This window comes from Bifidobacterium biavatii DSM 23969, from assembly GCF_000741165.1.
Taxonomy (GTDB): Bacteria; Actinomycetota; Actinomycetes; order Actinomycetales; family Bifidobacteriaceae; genus Bifidobacterium; species Bifidobacterium biavatii.
In genome coordinates this window covers 26,502-47,749 of sequence record NZ_JGYN01000002.1, presented here as the reverse complement: position 1 = coordinate 47,749, position 21,248 = coordinate 26,502, and the positions used below count along the sequence as shown (strand labels likewise).

Annotated in this window: 20 protein-coding genes, 1 pseudogene and 1 riboswitch; of the genes and pseudogenes, 13 read left to right on the top strand and 8 right to left on the bottom strand. The window is 61.0% G+C overall.

Annotated elements, in window-relative coordinates; translation table 11 throughout:
* Positions 1-286 precede the first annotated feature (286 nt).
* Positions 287-1,642 (top strand): SpaA isopeptide-forming pilin-related protein, encoded by a 1,356-nt coding sequence (locus BBIA_RS00525; RefSeq protein ID WP_033492470.1) that lies wholly within the window; start codon positions 287-289, stop codon positions 1,640-1,642.
* Positions 1,643-1,953: 311 nt separating this feature from the next.
* The gene (locus tag BBIA_RS00520) at positions 1,954-2,538 is read left to right on the top strand and encodes a hypothetical protein (protein ID WP_033492472.1); all 585 of its coding nucleotides are present in this window, start codon (positions 1,954-1,956) and stop codon (positions 2,536-2,538) included.
* Positions 2,539-2,782: 244 nt separating this feature from the next.
* Here BBIA_RS00520 and BBIA_RS00515 read toward each other — a convergent pair whose 3' ends face one another.
* The gene (locus BBIA_RS00515; RefSeq protein WP_033492474.1) at positions 2,783-3,037 is read right to left on the bottom strand and encodes a type II toxin-antitoxin system RelB/DinJ family antitoxin; all 255 of its coding nucleotides are present in this window, start codon (positions 3,035-3,037) and stop codon (positions 2,783-2,785) included.
* A gap of 149 nt (positions 3,038-3,186) precedes the next feature.
* On the opposite strand from BBIA_RS00515, the gene BBIA_RS00510 reads away from it, so the two are divergent.
* From BBIA_RS00510 to BBIA_RS00490, 5 genes are all read left to right on the top strand, one after another.
* On the top strand, positions 3,187-3,459 hold the full coding sequence (locus BBIA_RS00510; RefSeq protein WP_033492579.1) for a type II toxin-antitoxin system TacA family antitoxin: 273 nt from the start codon (positions 3,187-3,189) through the stop codon (positions 3,457-3,459).
* Positions 3,456-3,941 (top strand): GNAT family N-acetyltransferase, encoded by a 486-nt coding sequence (locus tag BBIA_RS00505; RefSeq protein WP_238548383.1) that lies wholly within the window; start codon positions 3,456-3,458, stop codon positions 3,939-3,941. Before BBIA_RS00510 ends, BBIA_RS00505 begins: the two co-directional genes overlap by 4 nt.
* Positions 3,942-4,178: 237 nt before the next feature.
* The gene (locus tag BBIA_RS00500) at positions 4,179-5,108 is read left to right on the top strand and encodes an SPFH domain-containing protein (protein WP_033492475.1); all 930 of its coding nucleotides are present in this window, start codon (positions 4,179-4,181) and stop codon (positions 5,106-5,108) included.
* A 69-nt stretch (positions 5,109-5,177) separates the two neighbouring features.
* Positions 5,178-6,155, top strand: coding sequence for a D-2-hydroxyacid dehydrogenase (locus tag BBIA_RS00495; RefSeq protein ID WP_420796670.1), 978 nt, complete (start codon positions 5,178-5,180; stop codon positions 6,153-6,155).
* Positions 6,156-6,185: 30 nt separating this feature from the next.
* Positions 6,186-6,497 carry an acylphosphatase gene (locus BBIA_RS00490; protein ID WP_033492479.1) on the top strand — a complete coding sequence of 104 codons (312 nt, stop codon included), beginning with the start codon at positions 6,186-6,188 and terminating at the stop codon, positions 6,495-6,497.
* Between the two features lie 585 nt (positions 6,498-7,082).
* On the opposite strand, the gene BBIA_RS00485 is transcribed toward BBIA_RS00490, so the two are convergent.
* Entirely contained in the window at positions 7,083-7,937 is an 855-nt protein-coding gene (locus BBIA_RS00485) for a patatin-like phospholipase family protein (protein ID WP_033492481.1), read from the bottom strand.
* 319 nt (positions 7,938-8,256) lie between these two features.
* Positions 8,257-9,051 (bottom strand): glutamate racemase, encoded by a 795-nt coding sequence (murI, locus tag BBIA_RS00480; RefSeq protein ID WP_033492483.1) that lies wholly within the window; start codon positions 9,049-9,051, stop codon positions 8,257-8,259.
* A 97-nt stretch (positions 9,052-9,148) separates the two neighbouring features.
* Here murI and dapF point away from each other — a divergent pair, with 97 nt between their 5' ends.
* Positions 9,149-10,048 carry a diaminopimelate epimerase gene (gene dapF, locus BBIA_RS00475; RefSeq protein ID WP_033492485.1) on the top strand — a complete coding sequence of 300 codons (900 nt, stop codon included), beginning with the start codon at positions 9,149-9,151 and terminating at the stop codon, positions 10,046-10,048.
* Positions 10,049-10,710: 662 nt separating this feature from the next.
* Here dapF and BBIA_RS15140 read toward each other — a convergent pair.
* Positions 10,711-10,893: pseudogene (locus BBIA_RS15140) on the bottom strand (DUF559 domain-containing protein); the annotation flags it as partial.
* A gap of 168 nt (positions 10,894-11,061) precedes the next feature.
* Here BBIA_RS15140 and BBIA_RS00470 point away from each other — a divergent pair.
* Complete coding sequence (locus BBIA_RS00470) at positions 11,062-11,829, top strand: RelA/SpoT domain-containing protein (protein WP_051923593.1); 768 nt, start codon at positions 11,062-11,064, stop codon at positions 11,827-11,829.
* 12 nt (positions 11,830-11,841) lie between these two features.
* Positions 11,842-12,087 (top strand): hypothetical protein, encoded by a 246-nt coding sequence (locus BBIA_RS14030; RefSeq protein WP_152600477.1) that lies wholly within the window; start codon positions 11,842-11,844, stop codon positions 12,085-12,087.
* Positions 12,088-12,186: 99 nt separating this feature from the next.
* Here BBIA_RS14030 and BBIA_RS00465 read toward each other — a convergent pair whose 3' ends face one another.
* Positions 12,187-12,918, bottom strand: coding sequence for a vitamin K epoxide reductase family protein (locus tag BBIA_RS00465; protein WP_081891750.1), 732 nt, complete (start codon positions 12,916-12,918; stop codon positions 12,187-12,189).
* 186 nt (positions 12,919-13,104) lie between these two features.
* On the opposite strand from BBIA_RS00465, the gene BBIA_RS00460 reads away from it, so the two are divergent.
* Together BBIA_RS00460 and BBIA_RS15135 are read left to right on the top strand one after the other, a co-directional pair.
* Complete coding sequence (locus BBIA_RS00460; protein ID WP_420796669.1) at positions 13,105-13,998, top strand: PHP domain-containing protein; 894 nt, start codon at positions 13,105-13,107, stop codon at positions 13,996-13,998.
* A 333-nt stretch (positions 13,999-14,331) separates the two neighbouring features.
* Positions 14,332-14,694 carry an endonuclease domain-containing protein gene (locus BBIA_RS15135; RefSeq protein WP_033496178.1) on the top strand — a complete coding sequence of 121 codons (363 nt, stop codon included), beginning with the start codon at positions 14,332-14,334 and terminating at the stop codon, positions 14,692-14,694.
* 389 nt (positions 14,695-15,083) lie between these two features.
* Here the strand turns inward: BBIA_RS15135 and BBIA_RS00450 are convergent, their stop codons facing one another.
* On the bottom strand, positions 15,084-15,947 hold the full coding sequence (locus BBIA_RS00450) for a D-hexose-6-phosphate mutarotase (protein WP_033496180.1): 864 nt from the start codon (positions 15,945-15,947) through the stop codon (positions 15,084-15,086).
* Positions 15,948-16,310: 363 nt separating this feature from the next.
* On the bottom strand, positions 16,311-17,087 hold the full coding sequence (locus BBIA_RS00445) for a nitroreductase family protein (protein ID WP_033496182.1): 777 nt from the start codon (positions 17,085-17,087) through the stop codon (positions 16,311-16,313).
* A gap of 273 nt (positions 17,088-17,360) precedes the next feature.
* A riboswitch (TPP riboswitch) is annotated at positions 17,361-17,466 on the top strand.
* Between BBIA_RS00445 and tenA the strand changes: the two genes are divergently transcribed.
* The gene (gene tenA / locus BBIA_RS00440; protein WP_081891748.1) at positions 17,457-18,266 is read left to right on the top strand and encodes a thiaminase II; all 810 of its coding nucleotides are present in this window, start codon (positions 17,457-17,459) and stop codon (positions 18,264-18,266) included. It overlaps the preceding riboswitch by 10 nt.
* A 313-nt stretch (positions 18,267-18,579) precedes the next feature.
* On the opposite strand, the gene BBIA_RS00435 is transcribed toward tenA, so the two are convergent.
* Entirely contained in the window at positions 18,580-21,180 is a 2,601-nt protein-coding gene (locus BBIA_RS00435; RefSeq protein ID WP_033496183.1) for an energy-coupling factor transporter ATPase, read from the bottom strand.
* Between the last annotated feature and the right edge of the window lie 68 nt (positions 21,181-21,248).

Below are 21,248 nucleotides of genomic sequence, written 5' to 3'. Positions count from 1 at the left end.
TGCGGTTCCTTAGCGGTTACCTGTCATTTCGAGCGGAGCGCAGCGGAGTCGAGAAATCTTTCTGAACTGCATTGGCTCCTATAAGATTTCTCCGCTCCGGCCTACGGCCTCCGGTCAAAATGACAGGGATCGTAAGACGATCCGTCATAGTCGCAGATCGTGACTGAGGGAGCGTCACACCCGACACCTCAAAACCAAAAATTTCCACGGAGATGGGCGTATTCAACGCCCGTACCCCGCCCAATCAATACCTCAATAGAAGAAGGAAAACAGAAAGAGGTTTCTCATGAAACTTAAGAAAGTATTTGCCGGACTCGCGGCTGCAGCAACAATGCTCGGCGGATTAGCCTTTGGTGCATCCACCGCGATCGCTGCAGATGATTGCTTGCTGACTGCTGACCCCACTGCGGAGGCTTCGTCAAAGACGATAACGATCAAAGCGGATGACTATCGTCAGCTGATAACGAATGAACATATCAGTTCTTCGACAACGTACACTAGTCGTAGCTTCACGGCGATCAAATTGGCTGATTATGCAGTACAGCAGCTTACCGTTGACAATGTTGCTGGCGGAGCTAAGTATTCTCTGAATTTGAAGACCGTTTCTGATCTAACTGTGAGCGGGGCAATTTCAGCAGCTCTTGGTACTAACTCTGGATATCCACTGAGTGATGGCGATGTCATGGAATGGGTGTCCACGCATTTACTCAGTGATAATGATTCTGGGACAGAAGGTCAGAAGACGCTGCGTGATTTTGCGACCGCACTTGCCAAGCAGAATTTCGATAACGCAGGTAATAATGTTAAGGAATCCTTGTCGGGCGATGTGACGGTGAATGGTCAAGCGGGTACCCTTACTTTGAACCCCAAAAATGGTGCCGGCGTGTATTTGCTTATAGATGCAAGTGGTGATGTCACCAAATTTGCAGGCAAGATTTACGCTGCCTCCGCTCCGATTATTATTGGAACTCCAGTTGTTTCTACTCAGGGAACTAATTCTTCCTGTGTTGCGCATAGCGATGGCATTGTGAACATCAAGAACGAAACTGTTCCACTTGGCATATTCCAATTCACTAAGAATGATGGTGATGGAAAGGCTCTTGGCGGAGCGAAGTTTGTGATCAGTAAAACCGTGGATGGGAAAACCTATTACGGTAAATATAATGTTGAGACGTGGGATTGGACAAGTGAATTAAAGCCAACTGATTACACTCAGAAAGAGGCGGCCGGCGTGTTCACTAGTGATGCGACTACGGGCCATGTCACTTTCTACAAACTTCCTAAGGGTACTTATACGATTACCGAAGTACAGGCTCCCGATGGTTTCCTGCAGAATGTATTGCCATCATTCACTATTGAAATCACCGGATTTGATTCTCTAACCAATGCAGCTCAGTTTAACGTGACGAGCACAGATCAATTCTGGAAGTTGGTTAGTTACACCGAAGGCGGCCAGATTGACGGCAAAGATAATCCGGATAGCAAACTTGTCGTTAAAAATGTGACCAGCGTGACGCAGCTGCCGCTGACCGGTGGCGCTGGCATTGTTCTGTTCGGCGTGATCGGTGCTGTTCTTGCCGGTGGTGCGGTGCTGACGTTTGTGCGGTCTCGCAAGACCAAGATGGCGCTGATGATGGCGTGATGTTGGTGATGGTGCAAGGCGCTTGAGATCGGTGAATCGGGTTCGCTGAGCGATGGCGTCTTGTGAATAGGGGAGAGGGTAAGTCCTTTGAAAGTAAGGGCTTGCCCTCTTTCTCTCCCCCCACCCGGCTTTGCCGGGAGCCCGTCCTGCAATTACGGACGGGCTGCGCCCGCGGTTTGTTGGCTCGCCTGTCGGCTCGCACGTTGTCTACAAACAGCTCTGTTGTTTGTTTCACGGCAACGTCCCGTCAGAGGGGTGCTGCTAGGCCGCCGGAGGCGATGTGGATGTTGAGGCGAATGGGAATGTGACGTATGGGACGAACGGTGTTTACCGCGGAGGAAGTGCGGTATTTGGGATCGCTGCCGGTGGTGGCGAACGCCACGACGGCGCGCATCACGTATACGCGCGCGTTCAAACGGGACTGTCTGCGACGGTATCTCGACGGAGAGAAACCGGTCGACCTGTTCCGCGAAGCCGGGCTGAAGCCGGAAATCATCGGTCGCAAGCGCATCGAACGCTGCCTAGCACGGTGGAAAGCCGAACGCGACGTGATCCTCAACGACTCGACTGGCGACGCAACTATATCCGCCGACGCGGTATCTGCGTTATCGGGCACAACGTCTGCGGCAACGCGACCGTTCGCATCGTCGGTTTCAGCATCATTCGCATCATCCACTGCGCCGGACAGATTGACCGTATCGTCGGCTGAATCGTACGCCGCACCGGACGTATCGGCTGCATCTCCGGCTGCGACGGCATCTGCGACATCATACATATCAGGCAACGGCCTTGTCGGCACCGACGACGTGCGCGACCGCATCATCGTGCAGCAAACGCACTACATCGACGCGCTTGAACGGGAAATCGCCGATTTGAGGCGGCGACTGCAGGAATAACGGAATCGCGCTATCGCGCGATGCTGTTTGTTGGCGGCGCGCTCGCGCCGCGACGCTCCCTCAGTCTCGCCTTACGGCGAGCCAGCTCCCTCAGCCGAGGGAGCCGAGGCTGCCGCCAGCATCATATGCGTCGAAACATATTTGAGCGGCAACGATAGCTGCCGCTGGTACCACAGCATTGCACGCAGTGAGGTTCCGATATAACGGCGTGCCATCGCGATACACACCATAGAGTGAAGGACAGCTATTCCTCTATCAGATCATGGGCGTGAGCCATGCCGGCGTCCATTTGGGCGGCGGAGCGTTCAAGATGGCGCATGTTGGCGGCCGAATAGAAGGGGTCTGCTGTCACCTCAAAAGGAATGCGATGCCCTCGCACCATCGTTTTTGCAAAGATATTGAACGCGGCACTCATGCTCAAACCAAGCTCGTCGCACAGTGCGCTCATGTCCCGTTTCGTCTGTTCATCTAGCCGAACATTCACCATTGCTGTTGCCATCGCTATCACCTCATAAATCTATACAAACAATATCGATTACATACTGAAACTAGGTTAATGCAATACCTTTATGTGGTGCGATTCCAATGTTAGGAGAATCGGGGGAGTCGGTGTTGTGACGTACGGACAATTACCGTACAATCGAGGGTATGAGTACAGCAACATTGAACAAAGACAGCCGGTTTGAAATGCGGCTCACACAGGAACAACGTTCACGCATCGATCAGGCCGCCGAATCAAAGGGGCTCACGTCGTCGCAATGGGCGCTGTCCAACCTGCTCGACGCGGCGGACCGAGACATCCGCGAAGCGCACATCATTAGACTCAACGAGGATGCGTGGAACGACTTCGTTGCCGCACTCGACGAGCCTATGCCCGCCAAACTTGTGAACCTGCTGGAAAGCGAGCCGATCTGGACATGACATCATTCAGCCAACCAAGACGACTCACCATCAACGACGACGTATCCGGCTTCGACTGCGGGCTGGACGTCGTCAACAACTGGCTATTCTCGCACTGGCGCATATCGCAACGGCAAGGCACCGCCGTCGCATACGCCACGTTCGACGGCACTGCGCTCGTCGGCTTCTACACGCTCAGCGCGTACAGCATGACGCACGCGGAATCTCCCGGCTGGCTACGCCGCAACAGTCCCAATCCGATCCCTGTCATCCTGCTCGGCATACTCGGTGTCGACATACGCTACCAAACCAACCATGTCGGCAGCCAGCTGCTACGCGACGCGGTGCTTCGCGCCATGAACGCGGCAGCCATCATCGGTGCACGGGCGCTCGTCGTCGAACCGGCCACGGACAAGGCCGCCGCCTTCTACGAACACTACGGATTCCGGCATATTAAAGACTCGCGCATGATGTTCGTACCGCTGCCGAACAACGCGGCCTGATCGGCGGGGGTAGGACCGAGGTCGGGGTCAGCCAGCGTAACAATCGCGGGCGAACCGCAAAATCGCTGAAACGCAGAACCGCAGAGCTCACAATATGAACGCGCCTGAGCGAACTTCTTGTAAACGAATGAGGACAGGGGAGTGGGGCATCTGCCGCAAACGGGCGGCGGCTGATACGATGGGAGTCACGAGCCGGAGCCGAAGGCGGTTCCGACGTAACTGGAAGGGGAAGAGGACATGCCCGGTCTCATCATCGCCGGCGTCGTGCTCGTCGTCGTCATTATCATCCTGAGCGCGGCGATCTTCGTCGTACCACAGCAGCAGGCGTACATCATCGAACGATTCGGCAAATTCCACAAAGTGCAGTTCGCCGGCATCCACCTGCGCATCCCGCTCGTCGACCACATCGCCACCAAAACCAACATGCGCGTCTCGCAGCTCAACGTGCAGCTCGAAACCAAGACGCTCGACAACGTGTTCGTGACCGTCGTCGCATCCACGCAGTTCCGCGTCAACGCCGAAAACGTCGCCACCGCATACTACGAGCTGCGCGACCCGGCCGGCCAGCTGCGCTCCTACATGGAAGACGCGCTGCGCTCCGCCATCCCGGCGCTCTCCCTCGACGACGCGTTCGCCCGCAAGGACGACGTCGCGTTCGACGTGCAGAAAACCGTCGGCAACGAGATGGCGCGCTTCGGCTTCACCGTCGTCAAGACGCTGATCACCGCCATCGACCCGTCGCCGCAGGTCAAGAACGCGATGGACTCCATCAACGCCGCCCAACGCGAAAAGGAAGCGACCCGCCAGCGCGCCGAAGCCCAGCGCATCCAAATCGAAACGCAGGCCGCCGCAGAAGCCGAGAAAACCCGCCTGCAAGGCGAAGGCCAGGCCAACTACCGCCGCGAAATCGCCAACGGCATCGTCGACCAGATCAAGAGCCTGCAGGCCGTCGGCATGAACATCAACGACGTCAACAACGTCGTCCTGTTCAACCAGTACCTCGACGTCATGCGCTCCCTGTCCGAATCGAAGAACGCGAAAACCGTCGTGCTGCCCAGCGCCACGCCCGGCGGCTACGAGACGCTCTACCGGCAGATCACTGAAGCGATGCTCACCGCCAACGAAACCAAGGGCGACGGCGATGCGCCCGCCGGCCTCGCCAAGTGACGTCCGAGTGGCGTCCATCGCACTGACATATCGCTCGACCATCGCCCGACGCGCCCTACAATGGGCCGTATGAGCGAGAAAGTCATCATCAACTGCCTGCCGCTGACCGACCGTGAGCGGCAGGCTTTTTCGTCGGCAACGGCCGGCACCGGCGTCGAACAGCACTTCGTCGGCAATCCTTTGCAGCGCGGCACCATGAGCTGGCAGGCGAGCGTGCCGGCCGAACTGCGCGACGCTGCGACCGCCGTCATCGGCAACATCCCGCCCGCCGACTGCGCGCAGCTGCCGCACCTCGAATGGCTGCAGACATGGAGCGCCGGCGTCGACCGGTACGTCGCGCCCGGCGTGCTGGGAGAGCTCGTGCAAGTTACGAACGCGACCGGCGCGTACGGACAAACCGTGTCCGAACACCTCTTCGCGATGATGTGGGCGCTCATGCGCAACCTGCCCATGTACGCGCGCCAGCAGACCGAGCATCGCTGGCATGACCTCGGCCGCGCGCTCACGCCGAACGGTGCGAACGTGCTCATCATCGGCACTGGCGACATCGGCTCGCACTTTGCGACCCTATGCAAAGCGGTCGGCGCGCACACCATCGGCGTGCGACGCGACGCCAGCCGACCCGCCGACGGCATCGACGAAATGCACGATTTCTCCGAACTCGACCAGCTCCTGCCCGACGCGGACGTGATCGCGCTCGCCGTGCCCGCCGCGCCCGACACCACACACCTGATCGACGGACGCCGGCTCACCATGCTCAAATCCACGGCCATCCTGCTCAACGCCGGCCGCGGCAACGCCATCGAACCGCGCGCGCTCGCCCGCGCCCTTGCCGAGGACCAACTGCACGGTGCCGGACTCGACGTGACCGAACCCGAACCGCTGCCCGCCGACAGTCCGCTGTGGGACGAACCGCATTGTCTGATTACGCCGCACGTCGCCGGCGGCAACCATCTGGCTGTCACCGAAGACCGCATCGTCGCGATCGCGCTTGGCAACGTGCGCCGATACGCGCACGGCGAGGCGCTCACGAACCGGCGCAGGTAGCGTCAAGACGCAGACGAACGGAGCGTTTTGATGAACGGCAACGATGATACGGCGGACGTGATCCGCGTGCACGTCACGGTGAGCGGCCTCGTGCAGGGCGTCGGATTCCGATACTGCACGGTCGATCAGGCACGGCGGATCGGCTTGGGCGGCTGGGTGCGCAACCGGTTCGACGGGTCGGTCGAAGTCGAGGCGCAGGGGAGTCGCGCGGATGTGGCGCGGCTCCTGTCATGGCTCAAGGTCGGCCCGCAGTGGGCGCGCGTCGAACACGTCGACGTGCGCGAGATTCCGGCCGAACGCGGCGGGCGAGGCTCGGCGTTCCGCGTGCAGCCGGATCGGTAGTCCTTTTCGCGGAGGATTCTTTGATCATGCTTGCGGAGGGTGAAAACAGGTGTGGGCATGGACGGTACATTACCGACTGTGATTCCCTGACTGTGGGTATGGATGGTACATGAAGCGGGCGTGCAATGGACATCGCGAAGGGATGATTCCCCGACTGTGGGCATGGACGGTACATTACCGACTGTGATTCCCCGACTGTGGGCATAGATGGTACATTACCGACCGTGATTCGTGGGCATGAACGGTCTATTTACGTGACTGTGGGCATAGACCGACCATTACCAAGCCAAAATAGCTTCGTAATGGTCGGTCTATGCCCACAGTGCTGGAGATTATGTCCGGTTATGCCCACGATCTTTCCACGGTCGACGACTGGGAATCGGTGCTCGGAACATTCGCCCAAAACCGGATTCGATAAGAGCCGATTCTCTCCAAACTGCGGCCGTGTCTAGTCCCGTGTCTAGTACTCTGTCGGACTTAATGTGATGGGTTCTGACTACCCCTCAGTCACTGCGTGACAGCTCCCCTGACAAGGGGAGCTGAGAAAAAGGAATGCAGCAGTTTAAGCCCGACAAAATACTAGTCTCAGCCGGCCAAAAACCCGGGGATGGCTTCGGCGGCGGCGTAGCCGGCACGGTACATGCGCTCGAGGCCCTCGAACGACTTGGACAGCGTCGAAAGTCCGTACAGGCTGTCCGGCGCGAGAATCAGCACGCGACCGTCCTGCTCGTACTCTTTGGCCAGCGCCACCTCGTCGTTGTACGTCTGGTAGCGGTTGAGCAGCCGCTCGGCCGCCTCCGGCCACGTGCGGCGCAGAATGCGCGCCGGCGCGATGTCCTTCTTCTGCTCGCGCGGCACGTCTTTCTGCCGCGTGAGAATCAGCACCACGCGATCATAGCCGTCGTCCAGCGCCTTCTGCACGGGCACCGGATCGGCGATGCCGCCGTCGTAATACGGTACGCCGTCGATCTCGTACGGCTCGCACGCCACCGGCACTGCGCTCGACGCCTTCATGATGTCGAAATCGTCGTAATGCACGTCCGACTTGTCAAAGTACTTGGTCGAACCGTCGCGCGCGTCGCACGCAATCACGGTGAACCCGGTCGGATTCGCCTCGAACGCTTCGTAATCGACCGGATACTCGCCGTCGTGGTTGCTCAGCGTGCCGTACACGTAGTCGAGATTCGCGAAATTATGGTTCTTGACGAACGAGTCGAAGCTCGCGTACTCCTTGCGGAACGCGTACTCCGTGTAGAACTTGTGATTGCGGCCGTGTTGGCGCGCGATGAACGACACCATGTTCGCGCTGCCCGCCGAAACGCCGTAGCAGTGGTCGAAGTCGATGCCGTCTTCCTGGCAGCGGTCCATGACGCCCGCGCCGAAGATCGCGCGGAAACCGCCGCCCACGTCGATCAGTGCGGTTTTGTGCCGTTCAGTCATATCATCCCCCAAACAATCGTTGTGCCGTAATCGTTATGCCGTGCTCGTTGCATGCTGTGCGTTCGAGCTTACGTGCCCAGTCGGGACATTGCGTCGTAGCTGGAATCACGCTACGCGTGATACTGCGTTGTCGACGGCACTATCGTGCCGTGACGCTCCCTCAGTCACGGCACGATAGTGCCAGCGTCCTACAATTATGGACTCGCTTCGCGAGCTGCGTTGTTGGCTCGCTGCCGCTCGCTCCTCGCCTAAAAACGCCTCCAGCGTTTTCTTTACGGCTCGGCCTAGCCGAAGGAGCCGAGAGCTGCCGCCAGCTTCTTCAGGACTCCAGCAACTCTCGCGAGAGTGCCGCGATGCGTTCGCTTGGGTCGGAATTGGCGAGGTCGACGCGGCCGACGGCGTCCTCCGGCGCGAGTTTGCCAAGCGATTCGAGCACGACGCCCAAATGCCGCACCGTGCCCTCGTTGCCGTCGATGATCGCCGCGCGCTCCGGCAGCAGTTCGCGGAAATAGTCGCGGTAGAACACGAAATGCGTGCAGCCGAGCACCACCGAATCAATGCGATCCAGATCGTACTGGTCGAAATAACCGTGCAGTGTGCGCATCACCAGATCATGGTCGCCCAGACGGCCCGACTCGACGATCTCCACCAGATCCGGGCACGGCTCCTTGTAAATCTCGTTGTTCGAGTCGAAACGGTCCATCAGCTTCGCGAACTTGCGCTCGCGCAGCGTGAGCGGTGTGGCGGCGACGATCACGCGCTGCGGAATATGATGCGGGTCGGATGGCACGTCGCCGCGGTCACACGCGATTTTGAGCGCCGGCTCCATGCCGATGATCGGAATCTCGTACGCTTCGCGCAGGTCGTTCACCGCGGCCGACGTGGCCGTGTTGCACGCGATCACCACAGCCTTCACACCCTGTTTCACAAAATGTTCCACGATCGCGAAGCTCAGGTCGCGCACCTGCTCCGGCGTTTTCGTGCCGTACGGCGCGTTCGCCGAATCTCCGAAATACAGCACATGCTCGTTCGGCATGTCCCGCGCGATCTGCCGCGCCACGGAAATGCCACCCAACCCGGAATCAAACACGCCGATCGGTGCCGTCGAAGTCATGGCCGCCGTTCCTTTCCCATTTTTCCGTTTTCCCGTTCCTTGAAATCTCAATCGTTCACTAGCGTACTCCGGCGCGGCGCAGGGTAGAGTGAACGGCATGAGCATTCCGCAAATCGTGTACAAGGCCCACGCCACGGGCAATGATTTCGTCGTTTACACCGACCCGACCAGCTCGTACGAGCCCACGCCGGACGAGGTGCGTTTCTTGTGCGACCGCCACTTCGGCATTGGCGGCGATGGGCTGATCCGTCTTGCCTACCCGCGCGACGTGTCCGATCTGAGCGCCGCGCAGGTCGCCGCATGCGAGGCCGGGGGAGCGGACTGGTTCATGGACTACCGCAACGCCGATGGTTCGCTCGCCGAAATGTGCGGCAACGGCACGCGCGCGATCACCCTGTTCGCGCAGCGCGAGGGGCTTGCCGAACCGGCCGGCGGCGACCCGTTCCGTCTCGGCACGCGCGCCGGCGTGAAAATACTGACCTCGCTCGGCGACGTGCAGCCGTTCGGTCGCGACGTGTTCCGCGTCGAAATGGGCGCGTGGAAGATCGGCGACGTGGACGCGTTCAACGTGACGATCCCCGGCACGAACGGTTCTGCGCGCGGCACGTTCGTCGACATGGGCAACCCGCACGTCGTGGCAGTGATCGGCGACGCGTTCGCCACGCTGCCGCCAGTCGAGGATTTGGACCTGGTCACCAAGCCGGTCGTCGAGCCGGAGCTGGAGTCCGATCAGAACGTCGAATTCGTGCGCATTGATGATATGGACGAGGCTGCGGACTGCGGCGAGGCGACGATGCGCGTCAACGAGCGCGGTTGCGGCGAGACGCTGTCGTGCGGCACCGGCCTGTGCGCGACGGGCGTCACGCTGCGCGCGAAGACCGGCATCAGCCACTGGGACATCACCGTGCGCGGCGGTACGCTGCGCGTCGACGTGAGCGATACGGACGTCAAGCTCACCGGTTCAGCCACGATCGTCGGCCGCGTGGAGCTGCTGTGATGGCATAGGTAACGCCCTATCTGCGTTCTGTGAGGCAGATTCTGCCTTGTGCATGGGTCTATCTGCGTTCTGTGAGGCAGCCTCGATTGGCGACATGTCTCATCTGTCGTTGAAATCGGCCTGAACGCGGTCTGTTTCCGAACTGAATCAGACGTGTATCCACATGCGGCTGCCTCACAGAATGCGAATAGAGTGATGCAATACGGGAAAACTGCCTCTCAGATTGCAAGTATCCCGCGCTATGCCAATGCTCCGGACGGAAGATCAGTGCACATACGTGCCACCATTCACCTATGAAGAATCAGCTCTTCGCATTTTGGTGTGTATGGCACGTATGCCTGTTGCATCGGAATCGCGCTGTCGCGCGATACTGTGCTTGTTGGCGGCAGCAACCGCTGCCGTACCAATAAGTGTTCAACGCTTCACGGTGCTGGCGGTAGCTCTCGGCGTCCTGCAGTAACGGACAGCCTTCGGCTGACTGTGTTGTTGGCTCGCTGTTGCTCGCTCCTCGCCTACAAACGCCTCCGGCGTTTGCTTTACGGCTCGGCCTGTCTGAGGGGGCTGTCACGCGCAGCGTGACTGGGGGAGCGTCCGCGGCGCCACGCGCCGCCAACAAGCACAGCATCGCGCGCAGCGCGATTCCATGATTCAAGCCGTGACAGTCACCGCCTTCTCTCAACCCGCTCCCTCGCGATTCGGTCAATCCTCGCACACACCGCATCAAACTGGTAATCCACCTGATTATTCGCGAACCGTACCACCAGGAGCTCCTCCAACTCCAACTCTCGGGTGTGTTCGGCATCCTTCGCCTGTTGTTCCAAGGTGTAGTGGCCACTGCCATCGAGTTCGACTACGAGCGCTTATAGCTCGAGGAGTGTGCGCGGTGATCGGAAACGTGGTTGATGAGAATCTGTGCAAGCTCGTGATCTGTGTAAGGAGTATCTGGAATGGAGCGGAGAATGACGATAGGATTATTGTTGATGTTCGTACCTTCGCACGCGTAAGGAGTCGTTTTGCGCTCAGATCAGGGCATCGTGTTTCCTCCGAAACCGTGGAGTCAGTCGAAGATATCCAAGCTGCGGAAAGCGATCGTCGCCGGAGCCGATTCAATTGATGGCCTGAGCTATGCGGATGTATCCCAGTGGTACATGCAGGTGTTAGGGCAAGTGATTGAAGTGGTTGAGTCGGTAGACGTATCGGATCTGGGGATACCTTCGTTGGATGTGTCGTTTCGTGTTAAAACCATTGACACGCTTCGAGACAAGATGATTCGCACTCCGGGTATGCAGATACCCAGCATCCACGATGTCATGGGGGTCCGTGTGGCGGCGGATATGACTTTGAGCGTCCAAAGTGAAGTAGCATCACGGTTGGCTGGATGCTTTTCATCGGCGTCAGTCCTTGACATACGGGAACATCCGCATAGCGGTTATCGAGCTGTGCATGTGATCGTCCGAATGTGCGGCGTATGCGGTGAGATACAGGTGCGCACCATGCTTCAAGATTTATGGGCGAACTGTTTTGAATTGGCTGGGGATATGTTCGGTCGTGGTATCCGCTATGGAGGAGAGCCTGACCGTTACGATTACGGCATTTCAGAGACGCTGAAGAGTATTTCGGAGGGGTTGGCGTCGCTTGAAGCATTGGAAGATGTCTCTTCAAGCGACGTAACGTCTCCTGTGCGTGATCGGTATGTGTCAGGGCTGAGCATGTGCAAAACTTCATTGGAACGGTTGCTTGAGCAACGTGATGACGCGGATGTCGGTACTATGGGTGAGTAGCAGGAGGTGTGCATGGTAGGTGTTCTCATTCGTTACAACCGTCGTAATGGTGATCGTGTGGTCAAGGTTTTCGACGGTCCGAACGGTTATTTAGATGCATCGAGAGACAGGGGATTCCTGCGAGATATGGGCAAGATCGGTACCGATTGGGAAGTAGCTGTTATCGGCTCGGATTCGCTGGAAACGGTGAAACGCACTCACTCACGGTATTTCTCCGGCCATGATCGCACACGAGAGCTGGAAGCCCGGTTCTCATAAATAGGCAGATCAAGGCGAGTCTGATTTCCGAAACATTATCAGGCTCTTCGCATACACACCAAAATACGAAGAGCCGAAGAACCTGTACGATCTGACGCCTCACGCGAAGATGGCGGCGCCGTCCTTGATGAGGATGATCGCGATGATCGCAACGATCCACACGACGTCGGCCATCAGATCGTAGTTAAGGCGGTAGTACGTGCGCAAGGCCCGCGACCGGCCGGGCAGGCCCTGCACGGTGACGGTCGCGTGGCTCAGGGCCATGAACTGGATGGTCGTGGAGAACATGAGCGCGAGGCACCACGGGCACAGCGCGTTGATCACGAACAGCGACTGCGTCGTCAGCCAGTACGAGTAGAGGATCGCGGCGAGCCCGCCCAGCCACGTGCATGCGGCGAACCAGCGCGGCACCCGCACGCGTGCGAGTCCGATCACGGCGACCGTGACGAATACGCTTTCGGCGGCGATGCCGAAGAACGCGTTCGGATAGCTCAGTCCGCCGAATTTGACGATTTCCGACTGCCACGATTGTGCGACGGTTGAGCAGGAGAGCACGCTGTTGATGTCGCAGTCGAGGATCGCGTTCGGTGTGCGCGCGAGTTTCAGCGTTTCTGCGCTGAGCACGAACGAGACGACGAGCGCGACCGCGGACGCGATCAGCATGATTAGGTACGTCCACGTTGCCGCGTGACGCCAGCCGCGCGGGGATTCTACGGCGTCTGTCGCGTCTGCCGTGGTTGGCGTGGCTGCGGTGTGTGCTGCGGTGCTCGTGTCGACCGCCGTGCCCGGTTCGTTGCTGCTGCTTGCGCTGTCGTGGCTGTTCGTGCTCATGGTTGCTCCCTTCGGCCGGCGCGCGGATGCTCCAGCTCGCGCGTATGCTGTGCGATGCGGTCCGCGTTTTTTCGCTCCCGATCCGGCGCGGCGCGCGTACGCACGTTCATTGTATGACAAGGTTGGCGGCGTGATTCCGTGGCATTCCGCAGCCGACGGTATGTCTCAGCCCGCGCGCCGATTACGATGGTTGATATGACTCGCGTTGATATTCCATCCGCTCCGCCGCGCTCCGGCTGGGATCTGCACTGCCATACCGTGTTCTCCGACGGTACGGAGACGCCGGCCACGCTCGTCGCGCAGGCCAAGGCTCTCGGCTTGGCGGGAGTGGGCATTTCGGACCATGACACTACGTCCGGCTGGCCGAGCGCGCAGGAGGCGGCGCATGCGGCCGGATTGCCGTTGCTGCGCGGCACCGAAATCACTGCGGAGGACGAGCGCATTTCCGTGCATATGCTTGCATTCCAGTATGATCCGCGCAACCGGCACATTTGCGAGCTGTTCGCGAATACGCGCGCTTCGCGGCTCAAGCGTGTGCGTCGCATGGTTGATCTGCTGTCGCAGGATTATCCGATCACGTGGGATAGTGTGCTCGAACAGGTCAAGGAGGGCGGCAAGACGACGATCGGCCGTCCGCATATCGCCGACGCGCTGGTAGCCGCCGGCGTGTATGAGACGCGGTCCGATGCGTTCGCCGACGTGGTGAGCACGTCCAGCAAGTACTATATTCCGACGCCGTCGCCCAGCACGCACGAGGTCGTCAAGGCGGTGGGGGAGGCCGGCGGCGTGACTGTGATCGCGCATCCGGGCGATCTGAGCCGTAATCCGCGGCTGTTGTCCGACGAGCAGATCCTGCGGCTGGTCGACGAGGGCTTGGACGGTCTGGAAGTGTGGCATCGCGGTAATCCGCCCGAACAGCGCGAACGTTTGCTGGGACTGGCGCGCCGCTGCAACCTGCTGGTGACCGGCGGCTCCGACTGGCATGGCAAGGGCAAGCCGAACGCGCTCGGCGAAAATCTCACCGACGAGGCCACCGTGGCCGAAATCGTCCGCCGAGGCGCCATCCCCCTCTGGCGGTAGCCGGAATCCCCGCCCGTGGCACTCTTCTTACACGAAATCAACAGTATGCAGCTTTATCAGCTCTTCGCGTTGTGGTGTGTATGACATGTACGCCTGTTGTATCGGAATCGCGCTGTCACGCGATGCCGTGTTGTCGGCGGCAGCAATCGCTGCCGCACCCCGAACGGTTGCGACGCTCCCCAATGCTGGCGGTAGCTCTCGGCCCCCTCGGCTGAGGGGGCTCCCGGCGAAGCCGGGTGGGGGAGCGTCGCGGCGCTACGCGCCGCCAACAAGCACCGTATCGCGCGATAGCGCGATTCCAATACCAGCATGCACCCAGTATCCTAAAAACCCATGAGGGAATACCAGCAAGCCAACACGCCTCTCGCCCGACAACTGCGCAAGAACATGACCCCATGGGAGAGAAAACTCTGGTACCGATTCCTCCGCACTCATACTTTGCGCTGGCAAAGGCAGACACCGGTCGGCCGGTATATTGTTGATTTCTACTGTGCGAAAGCCAAACTCGTAGTCGAACTCGACGGCAGTGGCCACTACACTCCAGAACAACAGGTGAAGGATGCCGAACGTACCCAGGAATTGGAGACGGTGGGTCTCTTGGTGTTGCGGTTTGCGAATAATCAGGTGGATTACCGGTTTGATACGGTGTGTACTCGGATTGACCGGATCGCAAGGGAGCGGGTTGAGGGAAGGTAACGGCTGTCGCGGCCTTGATATTGGAATCGCGCTGCGCGCGATACTGTGCTTGTTGGCGGCGCGTAGCGCCGCGACGCTCCCCCAGTCACGCTGCGTGTGACAGCCCCCTCAGCCGAGGGGGCCGAGAGCTACCGCCAGCACGGGGGGCGTCGAACACTTATTGGTGCGGCAGCGGTAGCTGCCGCCAACAGCACAGCATCGCGCGACAGCGCGATTCCGATACAACAGGCACGCATACCATACACACCACAATACGAAGACGGTAATCGGCGGCGTGCTGTTGCGGCTGCATGCGCCGCAACGCCGCAGCGTGCAATTGCCACGCATGATAACGGCCGGCCGCGGGGAATTCGTCTCCGCGACCGGCCGTTGCCATATGATCTGCGCCGCTACTTGACGCGAATCGTCTGGCTGATGGCGTACGCCTCGCCCGGCTCGATGGTGACCGCGCTGTCGCGGTTCACCACGGCCTCGACGCACACGAAATCATGCCATTCGCCTTCCATGAGATCGCCGATCCTGTTGCCGGCCTCCTCGCCCGGATTCCACACCACGGTCTGCGGCGAACCGGACTTTTCGACCATGATCGTGCGGTGCAACGCCTCGTCGTGCACGAGCAGCGTGCCCTCCGACTGATAGATGCGGTCGACCATCGTGCCGTCGAACGTGAGCGGGCTGGTCGTCTGCTCCTTCGGCTTGAAATCGTCGGCCGAATCCAGATACGGCGTGTCGACGAGTCCGGAGATCTGCGTGCAGCGCACGTCGCCCACATGCAGGTACGTGTGCATGGCCGCTTCGAACGTGAGCGGCGCGTCGCCCGTATTCTCCACGGTGAGCGTCATGGTGAGCGTGTCGGAGACGGCCACGTCGTATTCGGCGTGGAATTTGGAGTCCGAACCGGACGGGGTTTCGGCGAGCAGCTCGGGGGCTACGTCGTCGGAATCGAGCGTGTACAGCACGTGACGGTCGGTGAGCGTGTCGCGGTCGACATGCCAGAACGCGGTGCGGGCGAAGCCGTGGCGCGGGTTCTTACCGGCCGGCTCGCCGTTCGCGTATCCAAGGCCGAACCACGGGAAGATCACCGGAACGCCACCGCGGATCGCCGTGCCCTCGCTGAGATACACGGCCTTGGGCTGCCAGACCACCGGTTCGTGGCCCTTGGGGGTCCAGGAGAGCACGTGCGCGCCGTAGTCGCTCACCAGTGCGGAACCATCTTCATTGACGATATTGCGAATGGTATATGTGTTGTCCATTCGCCCAAGTATAGGCGGTTGTGGCTGGTGATGAGGGATTGACGGCGCGTTTTGGAATGGTTTTGCGGCGGCTCTGGCTGGCGTTGTGACTGGGGTCGAGTCGCATTCGCGACTGCACTCGCGACATATCTTCGAGTTGTAGGTCCCTATGCCGAGGCGACGACGCTGTCAGTCGGGAGCTCTGGGAAGACCAGTCGTCCGGCAACGTTGGAAAATGGCGATTTTTGGAAAAGTGTCTTTTCTCTCTGCCGGCCGGCTTGCGGGATCGGGACCTACAACTCGAGGATATTGATGACGGAAAGCCCTCAGTGGCGCTCGGAGTTGAACTTCGTGCCAAATTCGGGTCTGAAATCGGTGACTGCGTTAGCGGTCGAGCCTGAACCCCTGACGTGCGGCCGGCTCGCCGACCGTGCGGCCGGTCATGTCGGCGACCGCGTTCTTGGCGATCTGGTCGCTGAACGCGTCCACCGGACGCTCGGTGTTGCGCAGATCGTAGTACTGATGCACTTCCTCGTCGAACGCGGCGAGCGGTTCCAGCACGGCAGCATCATCGGCCGGATACGCGTTCTCGAAGAACTGCATGGAACGCGGCATGCGTGGCTTCAACGCCGGCTCCTGATCCGGCTTGCCGATCGCCAGTCCCAGCAACGGATACGTGTATTCGGGCAGGTGCAGCACGTCGATCAGTCCGTCCACGTCGTTCAGGATCGAGCCGAGGATCACGCAGCCGAGCCCCAGCGAATACGCGGCGGTTTCCATCGCGTGCAGCGCGAACGCCGCGTCGTTCTGCGCCTGCGAGAAGCGATAGCTGCCGGTGAGCGTGAACGCGTCGGCGTGCGTGTCGACGCCCTTGGCGGCGGCGATGGACGCGTTGCGATGCTCGTCGAGCACGAACACGTACAGCAGGGGAGCGTCGGCGATGTACGGCTGATGGCCGAATTCGGCCAGCTTGCGTTTGACGGCCGGGTCGCTGATGCGGATGGCGGACCAGTCGTTGAGGAACTGGCTGGACGCGGCGTGCTGCGCGACGGTTTCCAGCGTGGCGATGATGCTGTCGTCGATCGGTTCCGGCTTGAACTTGCGGATGGAACGGCGGTTGAGGAGGGTGTCTACGGTTTCGTTATGCATGATTTCGGTCATGGCTCCCATTCTCGCGCGTTCGTGCCGCGACGCGCAATGCCGATACGCTTGTGGCGTGAGCGGCTCGTACTTGGTGTGAGGTTGACATCTCGGTGATGCCTGGTTTGATCTTTGTCGTTGTGCAGCAAATCAGCTGGTTCTTTGACGAATTGCTGCGCTGGGAGGGGATTTCGCGGGGTGGATTGTAGAGGGTCTGTTGGTTTTGCTGTGCTGGTGGAGTGGAACGAAGCGGGCACGTCGCACTGCCGGTCGGACGGGGTTGGCATAATGAGGCGCGTAATGCAGGGGAACCCGGCGACGGGTTGAGAAAGGCCGTGATGGCCTGACCCTTAGAACCTGTTGGCTAACACCAGCGAAGGGAGACATGTCATGGCCGAAGACGCCATCCAGTTCGCAACCACAACCACGCCGGCAACGTCCGCACAGTCCGGTTTCGACGCCGCCGCGTTCGGCCCGATCACCCTCGACCATCTGCCGCCGTTCGCGCAGCGCCTGCGCAAGGCCGCCGACGTGGTGTGGGAGGAGGGCTACCGCCAGCCGTTCCTGCGCGAGCTCGGCCAGGGCACGCTCGCCCAGGAGAAGTTCGCGTTCTACCTGCTGCAGGACTACCGTTACCTCAACGACTACGGCAAGGTCCACGCGCTCGCCCTCACCAAGACCCGCGACCCCGAGATCACCGCGTTCATGGTGAACGTGCAGAGCGCCATCCTCAACGTGGAAACCAACGTGCACCGCGCCTACATGGCGTCCTACGGCGTGACCGAGGAGCAGATGGATCACGTGCGCCAGTCCGCGTTCGCCCGCGCGTACACGTCGAACATTCTCTCGATCGCCTACGGCAATCCGCTGGTGGACGTTCTCGTCGCCGTGCTGCCGTGCGCGTGGGTGTACGCCGATTACGGCCAGCGTCTTGCCCGCGAGTTCGCCGACACGCTGGAGGGCAACCCGTACAAGAGCTGGGTCGACATGTACAAGACCGACTCGTTCTGGGAGGGTTCCGCGTGGCTGATCGAGCACATCGAGCGATTTGCCGCGGATCTGAGCGAGGAGCGCAAGGCCGAGCTGGTCGACATTTTCGTCACAGGCGTGGAGAACGAGTACATGTTCTGGGCCAGCGCGTACGACATGCAGTACACGTGGAAGCCCGAGTGGCCCGCCCACGACGCGCTTGAGGCCTGATCCGAGTCCTGTTGAACGGTTGACGCCGTCTATCTGCGTTACGTTACGTGTAGCACTTTTTCGCACACGCGGACATCTATCTGCGTTACGTGTAGCGTCTCTTTGCCGAATCCACGGACAATAATGGCGGGTTTCCGGCGCTGATGCTCGTGGTGCCGCTGATTGTCCGCTACACGCAACGCAGATAGATGGTGGAACATTTGGGAAACCGCCACACTTAGCGGAGATAGCGCATACAAAGCTGGAAGTGTTGCGTTGACTCGTTGACTCTTCGTGCTGTGGCGCGGGTTCGGTCGCGGTTGGTGCGACCTGGCTACGCCAACATTCCGAGCGCGACCAGCGCCGCAATATAAAGGAGCGTCGCCGCGCAGAACGCCCAGTCGCGCCCGCGCACCCGCAGTTCGCGCCAATGTGTGCGTCGGATGCCTTCCTCGTAGCAGCGCGCGTCGAGCGCGAGGCTGAGATTGTCCGCGTGACGGATCGCGCCGGCGAACATGGGTACGCACAGGGCGGTCATTGCGCGCAATCTTGCGGGCAGCGGTCCGGTTTCGATCGTGCCGCCGCGCGCCGCCTGTGCGTCCGCAACGGCTTTCGCCTCGGCGCCGAGCGTGGGTAGGAACCGCAGTGCGAGGCTCATTACGAGCGCGAGTTCCTGCGTGTGCAGGCCGAAGCGGTTGAGCGGGGAGAGCAGCGAGCCGAATCCGTCGGTCAGTTCGGTTGGCGTGGTTGTTTCCAGCAGAATCGCGCCGAGGATGATTACGAGCGCGAATCGCAGTGCGTACAGTATGGCGATCGTCACGCCGTCGTCGGTGATCGGAATCGGGCCGAGCTGCGCGAGCACGTCGCCCGAACGCACGAAGAACACGTTGAGCAGGCCCATGACGACGAACATCGCCAGAAACATGTGCACGGAACGCAGCAGTCGCAACGGTCCGACGCCGGACGCGGCGACGATTCCAGCGACCACGACCGCGCCCAGCGCGAGCTGGAGCGGTGTGTTGATCGCGAACGCGGTGAACATCATCGCCAGAAACGCGACCATTTTTACGCGCGGGTCCAGTCGCGCGATCAGCGAACGTTTGCCGCGCGCTGCCTCGCCGCCGAGGCTGCCGGCAGCATCGTGATCCGGCGCGGCGGTGTTGGTGAGACCGGAGGAGACCGTTGCTGCGTTCGCGGATGCCGTGATACCGCCGGACTGCGCGTTGCCGGCGGAACTGGCCGAAGAGGTTGGGGCAGATACATTCGCGCCGGATTTGGTTCCTGCGGAAAACGCAGGGCGATGATCGTCGATCGCGCCGGCCGCGGCTGCGTTCGCCGTGTCCGTGGAGATCGAACCGCCGCCCAGCGTTACCGTGCGATCGGCGACCGCACGCGCTTCCGCGAACGAATGCGTGATGATGAGCACGGTCACGCCCTGCGCGTTGAGCGCGCGAATCAGCTCGTGAATACGCGCGGTTGCATCGGCGTCCAGACTGGCCGTCGGCTCGTCCATGACGAGCACGCGCGGCCGGCATGCGATCACGCCGGCGATCGCCACGAGCCGCTGCTGTCCGCCCGACAGGCTGAACGGCGAACGGTCGGCCAGATGGTCGATGTGCAGCAGGTGCAATGCGTCCGTCACCCGTTTCGCCACTTCCGGTTCGGCAAGCCGCTGGTTGCGCGGCCCGTACGCCACGTCGTCGGCCACCGTGTCCGCGAACAGCTGACGTTCGGGATGCTGCATGACGAACCCGACCACACTGCGCAACCGTTCGCGCTGACGACGGTTCAGCGCGTGCACGCGGGACGCATGATGACGATGTTCGCTGGATACCGTGCCCGCAGCGGTCGCCAGCGTGTCGGCGGCGTCGCCGATCGCACGATCGACCGCGACCGGCACGCCCGCGACGCTGATCGACCCGGCGGTCGGCTTGTCGAGCGCGCACAGGAGCCGGGCCAGCGTCGACTTGCCCGCGCCGTTTTCGCCCATGATCGCAACGGTTTCGCCCGCATTGACGGTAAGCGACAAGTCGCTGATCGCCGGCCGGTCAGCACCCGGATACTGGTACGAGACGTGGCTGACCGCGATCGCTGGGGCGGAAGACGTTGCGGAAGATCCGGCAGGGGAGTGGGATTGCCGGTGCGGGGCGGCCGACGACCGGACCGATGCGGGGAGCGGCTTGGATGCGGGAGTGCCCGCATCGGCTGAATGATCCGCCTCGTTCCGACGGTCGCCGACGATTCGCCCATGCTCGAGCCGGACCACGCGATCGGCGCGCGCCGCCTCATCCGCATGATGCGTGACGTGCACGATCGTGGTGCCGCGCGCGTGCAGTTCGTCGAGAATGCGCAGCACGTCGGCGCGCGCGGCCGGATCAAGCATGGCGGTCGGCTCGTCGAGCACCAGCATGGCCGGGTTCATCGCCAGCATGCCGGCGATCGCGACGCGCTGCTGCTGTCCGCCGCTCATGCGCGTCGGATCATCCTGCCGATGCGCGGCCATGTCCACCGCGTCCAGCGAATCGGCGATGCGCTCGCCGATGGTGTCGCGCGCCAGTCCCAGGTTTTCTGAGCCGAACGCGACGTCGTCCTCGGTGATCGTGGTGACGATCTGGTCTTCGGGGTTCTGGAACACGGCGCCGATGCCGCGGCGCGCCGCCCGGTATTCGGCCGGATTCGCGCCGGCCGCGGTTCCGTCGGCATCGGGCGATGCGAACACGCGATGCCCGAGCAGCGTGATGTCGCCCGCGTCCGGCGCGGTGAGCCCGGCGATCAGGCGCGCGAGCGTGGACTTGCCGGACCCGTTCGCGCCGGTCAGGCATACGTATTCACCGGCGTGGATGGTCAGATCGACCCCGTCCAGCGCCCAGCTTGCGCCCCCGTCGTAGCTGAAGCGGATGCCGGTGAGCGCGGCCGCGGTTGCAGTGGTGTTCATGGTGTTCCTTGCGCGAAAAACGGCCCTCCGACAGGGGAGGGCCGGTATTGGTCGTATGGCCGTTGCCG

Coding starts and splice junctions, on each gene's coding strand:
- BBIA_RS00515 (WP_033492474.1), bottom strand. CDS start 3,037: ATGGCAACAGCAATGGTGAATGTTCGGCTAGATGAACAGACGAAACGG.
- BBIA_RS00450 (WP_033496180.1), bottom strand. CDS start 15,947: ATGGACAACACATATACCATTCGCAATATCGTCAATGAAGATGGTTCC.
- BBIA_RS14030 (WP_152600477.1), top strand. CDS start 11,842: ATGGTAGGTGTTCTCATTCGTTACAACCGTCGTAATGGTGATCGTGTG.
- murI (WP_033492483.1), bottom strand. CDS start 9,051: ATGACTTCGACGGCACCGATCGGCGTGTTTGATTCCGGGTTGGGTGGC.
- BBIA_RS00490 (WP_033492479.1), top strand. CDS start 6,186: ATGAACGGCAACGATGATACGGCGGACGTGATCCGCGTGCACGTCACG.
- BBIA_RS00520 (WP_033492472.1), top strand. CDS start 1,954: ATGGGACGAACGGTGTTTACCGCGGAGGAAGTGCGGTATTTGGGATCG.
- BBIA_RS00525 (WP_033492470.1), top strand. CDS start 287: ATGAAACTTAAGAAAGTATTTGCCGGACTCGCGGCTGCAGCAACAATG.
- BBIA_RS00500 (WP_033492475.1), top strand. CDS start 4,179: ATGCCCGGTCTCATCATCGCCGGCGTCGTGCTCGTCGTCGTCATTATC.
- BBIA_RS00495 (WP_420796670.1), top strand. CDS start 5,178: ATGAGCGAGAAAGTCATCATCAACTGCCTGCCGCTGACCGACCGTGAG.
- BBIA_RS00510 (WP_033492579.1), top strand. CDS start 3,187: ATGAGTACAGCAACATTGAACAAAGACAGCCGGTTTGAAATGCGGCTC.
- BBIA_RS00485 (WP_033492481.1), bottom strand. CDS start 7,937: ATGACTGAACGGCACAAAACCGCACTGATCGACGTGGGCGGCGGTTTC.
- BBIA_RS00435 (WP_033496183.1), bottom strand. CDS start 21,180: ATGAACACCACTGCAACCGCGGCCGCGCTCACCGGCATCCGCTTCAGC.
- dapF (WP_033492485.1), top strand. CDS start 9,149: ATGAGCATTCCGCAAATCGTGTACAAGGCCCACGCCACGGGCAATGAT.
- BBIA_RS00465 (WP_081891750.1), bottom strand. CDS start 12,918: ATGAGCACGAACAGCCACGACAGCGCAAGCAGCAGCAACGAACCGGGC.
- BBIA_RS15135 (WP_033496178.1), top strand. CDS start 14,332: ATGAGGGAATACCAGCAAGCCAACACGCCTCTCGCCCGACAACTGCGC.
- BBIA_RS00505 (WP_238548383.1), top strand. CDS start 3,456: ATGACATCATTCAGCCAACCAAGACGACTCACCATCAACGACGACGTA.
- tenA (WP_081891748.1), top strand. CDS start 17,457: ATGGCCGAAGACGCCATCCAGTTCGCAACCACAACCACGCCGGCAACG.
- BBIA_RS00460 (WP_420796669.1), top strand. CDS start 13,105: ATGGTTGATATGACTCGCGTTGATATTCCATCCGCTCCGCCGCGCTCC.
- BBIA_RS00445 (WP_033496182.1), bottom strand. CDS start 17,087: ATGACCGAAATCATGCATAACGAAACCGTAGACACCCTCCTCAACCGC.